Genomic DNA, 12,552 nt, shown 5'->3' on the forward strand with positions numbered 1-12,552 from the left:
GGTGGTTTAGCACGCCTTTGCAGCCTTGTTGATGACCGATCAGACACCATTGCCCGCCCCGGCCTTTTCCGACGCGGACGAACGCTACATGCGCCGCGCGCTGCAGCTCGCCGCGCACGCGCGTGATGCGGAAAACGAAGTGCCGGTGGGTGCGGTGCTGGTGCAGGGCGATGAGATCATCGGGCTGGGCTGGAACCGCAACATCACGTTGAACGATCCCAGCGCCCATGCGGAAATCATGGCCTTGCGCGCCGCGGGCGAAAAGCTATCCAACTACCGCATGCCGGGCGCCACGCTGTACGTGACGCTGGAGCCGTGCGCGATGTGTTCGATGGCGCTGGTGCATGCGCGCATCGGGCGCGTGGTGTATGCGGCGACCGATCCCAAGACCGGCGCGGCAGGCAGCGTGTTCGATACCCTGATCTCCGATCGCCACAATCATCGCGTGACGGTGGAGGGCGGCCTGTTGGCCGACGACTCATCGAGCATGCTGCGCGAGTTTTTCCGCGCCCGGCGCTAGTGCGCGGCCTTGCGCCAGAACGAGTTCAACTTTTCCAGCTTCGCCAATGACTGCATGGCCTCTTCCGAGGCATGGAACGCGGTGCGCTTGCCCCACTGACGGAACGGCTTGAGCAGGGTCTGGGTGTCTTCCGCGACGAGAAAGTCGCCGATCAGCGTGCGTCCCGTCATGCGGTCGTGCGCCAGGCCCAGGCCGCTTTGCAGATCGGTCAGCTGCTTGAGCCAGGCCGAGGTCGCCTGCTTGGGGAAGGCGTGCTGGTAGAGCTCGATGCTGTAACGCATCTTCTTGGTGGCGCTGCGCAGGCGGTGCAGGCGTTTCTGGCCACCGTCGAGCTTGCTGGCACGCTTTTTCAAGGTATTCCAGCGTTGCTGGATGGCCGCAGCGGCCACCTTGCGCACCTGGTTGTCGGTCGGCGGCTCGACCGTCTGTACCCAGTGGCGCCATGACTGCAGCGACGCGGCCAGATTGTGCTTCTTGAGCTCGACCACGGCCTGCTTGTGCGCCTGTTGCTGGCGTTCGGACAAGGCCTTGGTGGCGGCCTCGACGCCGGGCAGCCTGGCGTTGTCCTTGTCCAGGAAGGCGGGCAGGGTTTCCTGCGCCAGGATGTCCAGGTCGCGCGATTGCCCGGTGGCTTCGCGGCAGGAGCGCAGATAGGCGAGCACATCGCGCAGGTCGTCGTCGGAAAGCGAGGCGAGGTCTTTCAGCGTGGCCGTCACGCGGCGCAGGTTGACGCGCCAGGCATGCAGCAGCTTGGGTTCGTAGGGTTGTTCAAGCAGGCGCTTGCGCGCGTCGAATGCCTTGGCGAAATAGCCGTCCAACGCCTCGCAGATCCGGTCGAACTCCGATGGCTTGCCCGGCCCGCTCTTGGCGTGGGCCGAGGAAGACCGCGAGGGCGTCGCGCGATGTTGCAGCCTGGCATTCATGCAGTGATTCCAGACGACCGGGATGTCTACTCTGCATCAAATGGTCACAATTCGCGAGCGGCATCGCGCCGCGTCCTCATGACACGAAGGCCAGGGCCTCGGCGCACGATTGTTCGATCTTGAGGCTGAGCAAGGGGTCTGCCCGCGTCTTGCCCAGGTTCACGGCAGCGATGGGTTTGCCTTCCCGCGCGGCCGCGGCCGCAAAGCGGTAGCCGGAAAACACCATCAGTGACGAACCCACCACCAGCATCGCGTCTGCCTCGTTCAGTGACGTGACGGCCGCGTCAACGCGATGGCGCGGCACGTTTTCGCCGAAGAACACCACGTCCGGCTTCAGGATGCCGCCGCAACTCGGGCACGACGGCACGACAAACTGCGTGAAATCGCGGCCGTCCAGATCGGCATCGCCGTCCGGGGCGTCGCCGGCATCGAGCAATGCCCAGGCGGGATTGCGGTCCACCAGCGACTGCTGAAACGTGTCGCGGGGCAGGCGCACGTCGCAGCTCATGCAGCGCACTTCATCCAGGCGTCCATGCAAGTCGATGACGCTCTGGTGGCCGGCGGCCTGGTGCAACCCATCGACGTTCTGGGTGAGCAGTGTGGTGACGCGACCCTGCTGTTCCAGCCGCGCCAGTGCGCGATGGGTGGCATTGGGCTGTGCGCGGCCAAAGCGCCGCCAGCCCACCAGGCTGCGCGCCCAGTAACGCTGGCGCGTGGCGGTTTCGCCCATGAAGGCCTGATAGGTCACCGGCTGCGGCCGTTTCCAGCCGCCGTTGGTGTCGCGGTAATCGGGAATGCCCGAATCCGTGCTGCAGCCGGCTCCGGTGAGGACGAACAGGCGTGGATGCGCCTGGACGAAGTCGCGCAGGCGCGCGCGGTCGCGTTCGATGCTGGCGGCGCCGGCATCGATGGACAGGTCAAGATCGAGATCAGGCGACGGCACGATGCTGCAACTCCTCCAGGGCGTCGGCGATGCCAGTGGGGTCAGCCACCTGCACCACGCGCGACGTGTGGTCCACGAAATCGGTATCGGTCTCATGTGCCCAGGTCACGTGGTAGGGCATGTACACGCCCCAGCCACCGAGCTCCACCACGGGCGCGATGTCCGAACGCAGCGAATTGCCGACCATGGCGAAGCGAGTCGGCGAGAGCTGGAATTCCTCCAGCACGTTGCGATAGGCGCGTTCGTCCTTCTCCGAAACAATCTCGATGCGATGGAACAGGTCGGCCAGGCCGCTGCTGGCGACCTTCTGCTCCTGATGAAACAGGTCGCCCTTGGTGATCAGCACCACGCGGTGATGCTGCGCCACCGCTTCTACCGCGGCACGGATGCCCGGCAGCAGATCCACCGGGTGCGCCAGTACCTGCTTGCCCAGCTCGATGATGCGATGCAGGTCGGCGGCGCTGATGCGCTGGTCGGTGATGTCGATGGCCGATTCCAGCATCGACAAGGTCATGCCCTTGGCGCCGTAGCCGAACAACTTGATGTTGCGGCGCTCGGTGGCGAGCAGCCGCTCGTGCACGCGCACATCGACCAGGTCGACGTACTCGCCCACGATGCGCTCGAATTCACCATGCGCCGACTGGTAATGACCCTCGCTGTGCCACAGCGTGTCGTCGCCGTCGAAACCTACCAGCTCTATCACTTTTCACCCGTCTGCCGATCTGGCCGTGCCAGCGATATGGGGGTGATTTTTCCAGAAAACACGGTGGTAGGTGGCTTTGGCGTCCTGCTCCGGCTGAGACGCGGAGGCATGAACGCGGCCGGCAGGCGCCGGCCGCGTCATTCGTGCTGAAGCTCAGCGCTGCGCCTGGGCGTTGGCGTCGCCATTGAGGAAGCCGACCAGCGCGGGAATGGTCTGCGCGGGTGCTTCTTCCATCAGCCAGTGGCCCGAGCCCTTGATGATCACGCCCTGCACGTGGGTATCGACCAGTTTGGCCTGGGCGATGAGGAAGTCGCCCGAGGCTTTTTCGCCGGCGAGCACCAGCATCGGCATGCTCAGTGGCTGCCTGGCGAAGCCCGCGAAATCCTCGGCGTCCTGCGGGAAGGCGTGAAAGTATTCGAAGCCTGCCTTCATGCGGCCTGGCCGTGCGTACTGGCGGGTGTAGTACTGGCGATCGGCTTCGGACATCGAGTGCTTGGGGTCGGCGGCAAAGTCGTTCCAGAAGTGCTCGAAGTAGATGCGCTCGCGTCCGTCGACCAGTTTCAGCGGCGTGTCGCCGTAGAAATTGAAATGCCACTTGTCGCGCAGCAGCCACACCTTCTGCCAGTCGCCCACGCCGGGAAGAAAGGCATCCATCAGCACGATGCTGTCCACTTCGTCCGGGTATTGCGCGGCATAGGCATAGGCGACCATCAGGCCGATGTCATGGCCCACGATCTTCACCTTGCGATAGCCCAGCTGCTGTACCAGGGCATGGATGTCCTGCGCCATGGTCTTCTTGTCGTAGCCCGAGGCAGGCATCGACGAATCACCGGCGCCGCGAAGATCCGGTGCGATCACTGTGCGGCGATCGTCGAGCTTGGCGATCAGCGGCAGCCACATATGGCTGGTTTCGGCGTAGCCGTGCAACAGGATGACCGGCGTGTCCGAGCCTTCGCCCGCTTGCAGGTAGTGCAACTGCACGCCATTGGCGCTGGCGGTGTGTTGTTCGATGGTAGGTGTCTTGGCATTCGCCGTCGCCTGAAGGGCGAACGTAGCCAGCAACGCCACCGCAAGGCGGCGCATCCACTGCAAGGTCTTCATGTTGAGCTCCCTGGTAGGCCCGGCTGCGGGTGCAGCCGGGCAGATGGTTTACAGCTGGCTCATGCCGCCGTCGGTGATGATTTCGGTGCCGACGATAAAGGCGGACTCCGGTGCGACGAGGTGCAGGACGGTCGAGGCGATTTCAGCGGGCGTACCGAAGCGGCCCAGCGGCACCTGCGACTGGATCTGCGCGGCGGTGGCTTCCAGCGTGGCCTGGTCCATGCCCAGCTTGCCGTAGAGCGGCGTTTCCACCGGGCCCGGGCTCACCACGTTGACGCGCGCGCCCAGCGGCAGCAGTTCCGCCGACAAGGTCTTGGCCAGCGAGATCACCGCGGCCTTGCTGGCGGCGTAGACCGACGAGGTCGGCATGCCGATATGGGCGTTGATCGAGCCATTGATGACGATCGACGCGCCCTTGTTGAGCAGCGGCAGCAGCGCCTGGATCTGGAAGTAGGGGCCCTTCACGTTGACGTTGAAGGTCTGGTCCCACAGCGCCTCGTCCACGGTTTCGAACGGCGCGAGCTTGGCGATGCCGGCATTGAGGAAGATGCCATCCAGGCGGATGCCCTGGGCACTCAGCGTGCTGGCCAGTTCCCTGGCGCCGGCCACCGAGCTGGCGTCGTTGCGGATGGCGAGCGCCTGTGCGCCCAGCGTGGCAGCGGCCTGCTCAAGTGCGGTCTGGTCGCGGCCGGTGACGATGACGCGTGCGCCTTCGGCGGCGAAGGCCTGTGCGGTGGCCAGGCCGATACCGCTGTTGCCGCCGGTGACGAGGATGGTCTTGTTGGTGAAGCGGTTCATGACGTGCTCCGTTGCTAGATGTGTGGTCGATGGAGAGATATTGCGCGTCAGCGTGGGCCTTGCCGTACCGCCTTTCCGATGAACACGTTCGAAGCGATCGAACGTGTTGTGTGAACCACTTTCCGATGTCCCGCGAGCCTCCATGGGCAGGCGATCTGTGTGTGCCTACAAGTCATGCCGCGAGTGAGTGAGCCGCCTACATACCGCGTGCGCCCAGGTGCTTCTCAAGGACAGCATCGAGGAGAAGGATGACGCCTTCAATGCGAGACGCGGCTGCTGTCACGGGCCGACGCGACCGTGCCCGGGTCAGCCTGCCGCGAGGGTCGCCAGACACCGCTGCCATGGCTCACCGGCGACCACTCCGGCAGTGGCATGGGAGGCGTCAGATCGAACGCGCGGAAGTCGCCCTCGGCGTAGACCACGCGTCCGTCCATCACGGTGAGCTCGGCCACGGTCTGCCGGATCGCCTCGTCGGGCACGCTGAAGTAGTCCTGCGAGAGCACGGCAAAATCGGCGTACTGGCCAATGTCCAGTTGCCCCTTGCCGCCAGCCTCGCCGGAGAACCAGGTGTTGGCCTGGGTGTGTAGCGCCAATGCCTGGGCGCGATCGAGCCGTTCGTCGGGTGGGTAGATCGTATTGCCGCCGAGGGTGTGGCCGGTGGTCAGCCAGTGCAGGGTGGCCCAGGGATCCATGCTGGCGATCGTGGCGCCGCCCGAGCCCAGCCCCAGGTGCAGGCCGGCGTCCAGCATGCGGCGGATCGGCGGCGTGTGCGCCGCCACGTCCGCGCCGTGGCGTTCGAGGAAATACTCGCCCTGGTAGGCCATGCGCGGTTGCAAGGTGATGCCGCCGCCCAGTCGCGCAACACGTTCGATATTGCGCTGGCTGATGGTTTCGGCCCCGTCGAAAAACCAGGGCAGGGAACGCAAGGTCATGTCCGCGTCCACGCGCTCGAACGCATCCAGCGCCATGGCTATGGTTTCGTCGTACACCGCGTGCATGCGCCACGGCCAGCCCCGCGCCACCAGCCGGCTGACGATGTCTTCCAGTTCGGCCGCGGTCTGCGTGGTCATCGCCGGTGGTGGCTGGCGGAAGTTGTCGTCGTCGATGGCGGCATGCACCAGCACGTCGCCGGCGCCATTGAAGCGCAGCAGTTCATCGCCGTCGCCGTAGTGATTGATGGTGGACCAGTGCAGGAAATCCGCCGTCTCGGCACCGGCGGCATGCGCCGCCAGGTGGTAGGCGACGCGCACGGTCAGCAAATGGTGATGGGCGAGTTCTTCCAGCGCGCGGTAATCGTCCGGATAGTGCAGATGCGCGGCGCCGGCATCGATCACGCTGGTCACGCCGAGGCGATTGAGTTCGCGCATGGTCCGCCGCAGGCTGTTGATCTGGTATTCGTGCGGCAATACCGGCGCGTGCGCGAGCGCCTGGTGGAACACCTCGGTCGCGGGCGTGGCGATCAACAGGCCGGTGGGTGCGCCGGCGCTGTCCCATTCGATATGGCCGCCGGGCGGGTCGGGCGTCTGGCCGTCGTAGCCGCAGGCGGCGATGGCCGCGGCATTGAGCAGGGCGCGGTCTTCCAGGTGCTGGATATAGACCGGCGTGGACGGCGCGATGCGGTTCAATTCATCCAGCGTGGGCAGCCGCTGTTCGGCGAACTGGTGCTCGCAGAAGCCGCCGACCACGCGTACCCATTGCGGCGAGGGTGTGCGTCGTACCTGTTCGGCCAGCAGGTTGAGCGCGGCATCCAGCGTGGGTATCCCGTCCCAGCGCAATTGCTGGTTGTAGTCCAGGCCGGTGGCGACCAGGTGCTGGTGCGCGTCGATCAGCCCCGGGATGATGCGCCGCCTTCCCGCATCGATCAGCACGGTGGCGGGGCCAGCCAGCGAGCGTATCTGGCCGTTGCTGCCCACGGCGGCGATGCGCCGTCCGTTCACGGCCAGCGCCTGGACTTCAGGCCGGTGCGCGACGCCCGTGTGGATCTTCGCGTTGTGAACGATGAGCGTCGGGTACACGGCGATGCCTTGATGCCAGTCCGCTGGCGATCAGATGTAAGGCCAAGCGCGTCGAGCTTTCGTGACTGCGTTGTCGCAGCCTGCGCAGGAAGATCACAGGAGCGCTCCGCCGTACCGGTAGATTGGGAGCCGCCCACGTCATGTGCATATGCACAAAAGTCATTTCTCGCCATGCGGGCGATTGGACAGCATGCTCGGTACTCGTTGGGAGGCGAGACCATGCACCACACCGACTCTGCACGCACTGCCGTTCGTTTTCGCCGCGCGCTGCTCGCGCTGGCGCTGGCATGCGCGTGGCCGGTGTACTGTCTGGCGGACAACTATGACTTCTACAGCAACTGGCCCACCCACGTGACCGCGTCCGACGGCACGGACTTTGGCCTGGCGGTGCTCTATCAATACGACGTCAACCAGTTCTCCAACGATGCAGGCAAGTTCGAAGACGCCAACACCAATCGGCGTCGCTATCTCGGTTTCTATCTGCGCAAGCCGGGCCTGTACGATGCCATCGTGCAGTACGACTTCCAGGCCAAGCAGTGGGTCGATACCTTCATCCGATTTCGCAGCAGCGGCGTGATCGGCGAGGACATCGGCAACTTCCGCTTCGGTTATTCGAAAACGCCGGTGGGCTTCGAGGGTGTGACCAGTTCGTCCGCGACCACCTTCGTCGAAACCGCGTTGCCCACGCAGGCCGTATGGGAAGGGCGTCGCGCGGGTCTCGACTGGGCCTGGGTGAGGCCGCATTTCATCCTCAACGTTGGCGACTATTTCTGGCGCAAGGACCTGGACGGCAATAATCCGGGACGCACCTGGGCCGCACGTGCGGCGTGGATACCGCTCAACAAGCCTGGTCATGTGCTGCATCTGGGTCTGTCCGCATCGCGCGAAAAGCTCGACTGGGCCGACGAGGGCTCGGTGCCACCGTCGGCCCGCCTGCGCGCGCGGCCGGAAGATGGGCTGTCACCGGTGCGCCTGGTCGATACGGGGAATCTGCCCTATAGCAAGAGCGTCGATCGCCAGGGACTGGAGGCACTGTGGATCCAGGGACCGTGGTCGCTGCAGGGCGAGTATCTGCAGGCGCAGGTGGATCGCTACAACGGCAAGCCCAACGTCGATATCAACGGCTACTATGTGTTTACCACCTGGACGCTCACCGGCGAGTCGCGCTTCTACAGCGACGGCAATGTGGCCGATCGCCGCTACAACGGCCGCGACCTGCAGGCGGTGCGACCGACCCATGCCTGGGGTGCAGTGGAGTTGGCGGTGCGCTACAGCGAGCTGGATCTCAACGATGGCGCCATCACCGGTGGCAAGGAACACGACTGGACGGCTGGCGCGAACTGGTACATCGGCGAGCATCTGAAGTTTCAGGCCAACTATGTGTGGGCCTTCAGTGATCGCGGCAATCTGCAGGTGAATCCGCGGATTTTCGAGATGCGGGCGCAGGTTTATTTCTGACGGGACTGGTGCCAGTCGAAGAGGTCTTGCGCCAGCAGCAAGACCGTCTCAAAAAATTGTAGGAGCGCACCCTGTGCGCGACCCCGGGGCGCCGCGAGCGTCTGGCAGCCGCTCGTTTCGATGAGATCGCGCACAGGGTGCGCTCCTACAAGGCAAGGCCTTGGGAATGCCTTAGTGCAGGCCCACGCTATCGCGCGTCGCGTCGAAGATTTTCTGCGTGTCGTAACCCACGCCATTCTTGAACACGAAGGCCATGTGCTCGATATCGGCCACATGCTTCGCCGGGTCGCCATCGATCACCACCAGATCAGCGCGCTTGCCCACGGCGAGCGTCCCTACGTCGGCATCACGGCCCAGATACTTCGCGCCATTGGAGGTGGCCACCTTCACCGCCTGCTCGAAGCCAAAGCCCGCTTCCACCAGCAGCTCCACTTCGCGCTTGGACGAATAACCCGGCACCACGCCGCCGTAGCCGGTGGGATCGGTGCCGGCGAGCAGCAGGCCGCCGGCGTCGGCGTATTGCTTTTCCATGCGGGCGAGCTTGAGGTAAGTCTCCGGCGTCATGCGCGCCTTGGACCCCTGCACCTTGTTCCAGGTGGCTTCGTATTGCGCGCGCACTTCCGGCAGCATCAGGTCGAGTGCACCCTGCGGCGCCTTGGGCCGGTTCGGCACGAAGGTTTCGAACACCGTGAGGGTCGAGGTCAGCGCGACGTGGTGGCTGATCATGTCGCGCATCAGCAGCTTCACGTCGGCCGACTTCGGATCGACCGCGGCCAGCGAGTCGTTGACGCCGGGGCTCTTCGGGCACTGGTCGGGCTGCTTGTCCTTGACGAAATCGCTGGCGACGAAGAAGCCGTGCTCCAGGTTGTCGATGCCCATGTCCACCGCTTCACGATAGGTCACCGAGCACAGGTGCGCCGTCACCTTGGCCTTGCGTTCGTGCGCCGTGTCGATCACGCGCTTCAGCTCATCGCGGCTGATCTGCATATAGGCCTTGTACGAGGTGACGCCCTCGTCGGACCAGTAGTTGACGGTGCGCTCGGCATCGTCCGGACCACTCAGCACGTGCACCGCCGGAATGGGCAGGCCCGGGCCGTTGAGGTAGGGGCCGGTCACGTCCATGTCGGGGCCGATCACGGTGCCCTTGGCGATGGCGTCGCGCACATTGATGTCGGCGTACGGCATCATCGAGCCGGCGGTGCGCATGGTGGTGGTGCCGCCGGCAAGATAGAGGCGCGGGAAGCTGTAGCTCATCTCGTTGTACTCGGCGCCGCCGGCCGGATAGAACATGTGCTCGTGGACCATCACGAAGCCGGGCATCAGCGTCTTGCCCTGGGCGTCGATCACTTTGGCATCCTGCGGCAGCTTCACCTTGCTGCTCTTGCCCAGCGCCACGATGCGGCCGTGGTCGATCACCAGCGTCTGGTCACGCGCGGCCTTCGCGCCCGTGCCGTCGATCACGGTGGCATGGGTGAAGGCGATCAGCGGTTGATCGTAGGCGACGAAGTCCTTGTCGCTCGCCGGCTTGGTGTCGGCGGCCGATGCGCTGGCTGCGCACAGCAGGCCGGTGATGGCGACGGTGAAAAGCGAACGCTGCAATGCCATGGTGCTCCCCCTCTCGAAAGTGGGAGCATCGTAGCAAGCAGCGTTGCCGATGGCTCAGCCCGCTTCGAGCAGCGCGACCGTGCCCTGGCCGCCATCGGCACAGATGCTGACAATGCCCAGCGTGCCCGCAGGCTGCGCCGCGAGCTCCTTCACCGCCTGGCTGAGGATGCGCGCACCGGTGGCACCGAAGGGATGGCCGATGGCCAGGCTGCCGCCGTTCGGATTCACGCGATCGCGCGGGAACGGCCCGAAGTCGCGGTCCACGCCCGCCTTGCGCGCGAGAAACTCGCGGCTTTCCAATGCAGCCATGTGGAACAGCACCTGCGCCGCAAAGGCTTCGTGGATTTCCCACAGGGCCACGTCGTCATAGCGCAGGTTGTGGCGAGCCAGCAGCTTGGGTATGGCGAACGCGGGCGCCATCAGCAGGCCTTCCACGCGGAAGTCGACGGCGGCGATTTCCCAGTCGACCAGCTTGACGCGTGGCACGTGCGACGGAATGCGCTCGAGGCCTTTCTCGCTCGAGACCCACAGGCCGGCGGCGCCGTCCGTGAGCGGCGACGAATTGCCCGCGGTCAATGTGCCTTCTCCGGTCGTGCGATCGAATGCCGGTGGGAGCTTGGCCAGTTTCTCCAGCGTGCTATCCGCGCGTGGAATGCTGTCGCGGCGGAAGTCGCCCACCGGTATCACCAGGTCATCGAAGAACCCGCTATTCCAGCCCGCCACCGTGCGCTGGTGGCTGCCCAGTGCCCAGGCATCCTCATCCTCGCGGCGCATATGCCAGTCTTTGGCGGTGATCTCGGTGTGCTCGCCCATGCTCAGGCCCGAGGTGCGATTGACGATGCCCGGGATATACAGGCGGACGTCACCCGCCTTCAGCGTGAGGGCGTGCGAGACCTTCTCGCCGACCGAGCGCGCTTTCTGGAACTGGCGGATCCAGTCGGAAAGGCTTTGCGGCAGACCCAGCTGGATGCGGCTCAGGCTATCTACGCCGCCGACCAGGGCCAGTTGCAGGCTGTCGTCGTCGAGCATGCCGGCCGCTTCGATCATGCCGATCATGCTGGTGGAGCACGCCATGATGGTGGAGAACGCCGGGATGGTCGCCGGCGCACCGGCGTCCATCAGCACTTCGCGCGCGATATTGCTCCAGGTGAGGTTGGGCACTACCGCGCCCCACGCGGCGAAATCCGGTCGCTTGCCCTCGGGCAGGCTGGCCAGCATGTGCTGCACCACCGGCACCGACAGCGCTATGGCGTCGTGCGAGGCCAGTGCGCCGTCCACCTTGGAGAAGGGCGTACGTACACCCGAGGCAAGCCACACGGGTCGGCTATAACGCGACTTCAAAGGCATGGACGTGTCCTGATGGCGAGGATGAAGGAATCAGTTGGCGAACAGGTTCCACACGGCGCCTTCAGGTGCGCCGCGGCCCAGCTTGTCGGGCAGTGGGTCAGTGGCGGCGACGAATTCCAGCGACACCGAATTGATGCAGTAGCGCTGGTGCGTCGGCGGCGGGCCGTCGTCGAACACATGGCCCTGGTGGCTGCCGCAGCGGGCGCAGCGGATCTCGGTGCGCACCATGCCGTAGCTGCTGTCGCGCACATAGGCCAGGTGTGTTTCGTCGAACGGCGTGGTGAAGCTCGGCCAGCCGGTGCGGCTGTCGAACTTGTTGCCGGCGAGGAACAGCGGCAGGCCACACAGCCGGCAGCCGTAGACGCCTGCGCGCTTTTCGGTCAGCAACACGCCGCAGAACGGCGACTCGGTGCCGTGATCGAGCAGCACCTCGCGCTCCTCCGCGGTCAACTTGGCGGCCAGCGCATCGAACTGCAGCGGGGTGGGAGGGGACAGGTCGAAAGTGGGACGACTGCTCACTGCGTGCTCTCCTCGATGAACCCATGGGCAGCGTGTGCCCGAACGCCCTCAAGATCGGGGCGAACGCGGCGGGCTCAAGGGGTCAGCGGCGCTCGCGGGCCTGTTCTTCCTGCACGGTGAGCACCGATTCCGGGGCCGCTTCCAGCCGGGCCTTGGGGATGGGGTCCCCGCTTTCATCGGAGTAGCCGTAGGTGCCGTCGTCGATCTTCTGCAGGGCGCGCTCGATGTTGTTCACACGTTGCTCGTCCACGTCGTGGGTGGCCTGGCGCACTTCTTCCTGGGCCAGGTCCTGCGCGGAATCCTCGAACTCTTCGGCCTCGTCGCCGTGCTCCTCGGTGAAGGCACGCTTGCGCGCATTGACGTCCAGTTCACCGCCCAGCACCTGCTTGCGCAACGCCTCCAGGCGCTTGCGCTGCTGTGCGATGAACTCGGGGGTGAGGTGTTGTTCGGCGGCCATGGGGACGACTCCGGCAGGTGAAATATCAACTAGCTATTGCACAGCTTTCGTTCGCGCGCGGTGAAGGCAAGAACCCCGCGCTGGCTCCGCTTTCTGGGTGGATTTGGGAGCGGGACAACGGAGTAGACGTCCAAACGGTTTCGCTGCATGGCGGTCGACCGCA

General features: G+C 65.2%; 12 protein-coding genes. 2 read left to right on the top strand and 10 right to left on the bottom strand.

From position 1 onward, the window contains the following. Window positions 1-31: 31 nt before the first annotated feature. Entirely contained in the window at window positions 32-520 is a 489-nt protein-coding gene (gene tadA, locus Y882_RS05075; protein ID WP_046970806.1) for a tRNA adenosine(34) deaminase TadA, read from the top strand. Here tadA and Y882_RS05080 read toward each other — a convergent pair. The 6 genes from Y882_RS05080 to Y882_RS05105 form a co-directional block, all read right to left on the bottom strand. Beyond that, window positions 517-1,443, bottom strand: a complete 927-nt coding sequence (locus Y882_RS05080; protein WP_046970807.1) for a CHAD domain-containing protein — start codon at window positions 1,441-1,443, stop codon at window positions 517-519. The two genes, tadA and Y882_RS05080, sit on opposite strands and share 4 nt — an antisense overlap. 76 nt (window positions 1,444-1,519) lie before the next feature. Then, the gene (locus tag Y882_RS05085; protein ID WP_244466251.1) at window positions 1,520-2,332 is read right to left on the bottom strand and encodes an NAD-dependent protein deacetylase; all 813 of its coding nucleotides are present in this window, start codon (window positions 2,330-2,332) and stop codon (window positions 1,520-1,522) included. Window positions 2,333-2,372: 40 nt separating this feature from the next. Continuing rightward, on the bottom strand, window positions 2,373-3,089 hold the full coding sequence (locus tag Y882_RS05090) for an HAD family hydrolase (RefSeq protein ID WP_046970808.1): 717 nt from the start codon (window positions 3,087-3,089) through the stop codon (window positions 2,373-2,375). Between the two features lie 153 nt (window positions 3,090-3,242). Further along, complete coding sequence (locus tag Y882_RS05095; protein ID WP_046970809.1) at window positions 3,243-4,190, bottom strand: alpha/beta fold hydrolase; 948 nt, start codon at window positions 4,188-4,190, stop codon at window positions 3,243-3,245. A 48-nt stretch (window positions 4,191-4,238) separates the two neighbouring features. Continuing rightward, window positions 4,239-4,988 carry an SDR family oxidoreductase gene (locus Y882_RS05100; protein ID WP_046970810.1) on the bottom strand — a complete coding sequence of 250 codons (750 nt, stop codon included), beginning with the start codon at window positions 4,986-4,988 and terminating at the stop codon, window positions 4,239-4,241. A gap of 257 nt (window positions 4,989-5,245) precedes the next feature. Next, window positions 5,246-7,003, bottom strand: coding sequence for an amidohydrolase (locus tag Y882_RS05105; protein ID WP_244466233.1), 1,758 nt, complete (start codon window positions 7,001-7,003; stop codon window positions 5,246-5,248). A 219-nt stretch (window positions 7,004-7,222) separates the two neighbouring features. Here Y882_RS05105 and Y882_RS05110 point away from each other — a divergent pair, with 219 nt between their 5' ends. Further along, window positions 7,223-8,461 (top strand): OprO/OprP family phosphate-selective porin, encoded by a 1,239-nt coding sequence (locus Y882_RS05110; RefSeq protein WP_046970811.1) that lies wholly within the window; start codon window positions 7,223-7,225, stop codon window positions 8,459-8,461. A 171-nt stretch (window positions 8,462-8,632) separates the two neighbouring features. Here the strand turns inward: Y882_RS05110 and Y882_RS05115 are convergent, their stop codons facing one another. From Y882_RS05115 to Y882_RS05130, 4 genes are all read right to left on the bottom strand, one after another. Further along, window positions 8,633-10,066 (bottom strand): amidohydrolase family protein, encoded by a 1,434-nt coding sequence (locus Y882_RS05115; protein ID WP_052949688.1) that lies wholly within the window; start codon window positions 10,064-10,066, stop codon window positions 8,633-8,635. Window positions 10,067-10,120: 54 nt separating this feature from the next. Continuing rightward, window positions 10,121-11,413 carry a thiolase family protein gene (locus Y882_RS05120; protein ID WP_046970812.1) on the bottom strand — a complete coding sequence of 431 codons (1,293 nt, stop codon included), beginning with the start codon at window positions 11,411-11,413 and terminating at the stop codon, window positions 10,121-10,123. A gap of 30 nt (window positions 11,414-11,443) precedes the next feature. Next, window positions 11,444-11,932, bottom strand: coding sequence for a peptide-methionine (R)-S-oxide reductase MsrB (gene msrB, locus Y882_RS05125; RefSeq protein WP_046970813.1), 489 nt, complete (start codon window positions 11,930-11,932; stop codon window positions 11,444-11,446). Between the two features lie 82 nt (window positions 11,933-12,014). After that, window positions 12,015-12,389, bottom strand: coding sequence for a TraR/DksA family transcriptional regulator (locus Y882_RS05130; RefSeq protein ID WP_046970814.1), 375 nt, complete (start codon window positions 12,387-12,389; stop codon window positions 12,015-12,017). Window positions 12,390-12,552 lie beyond the last annotated feature (163 nt).

This window comes from Dyella japonica DSM 16301, assembly GCF_001010355.1.
GTDB lineage: Bacteria > Pseudomonadota > Gammaproteobacteria > Xanthomonadales > Rhodanobacteraceae > Dyella > Dyella japonica.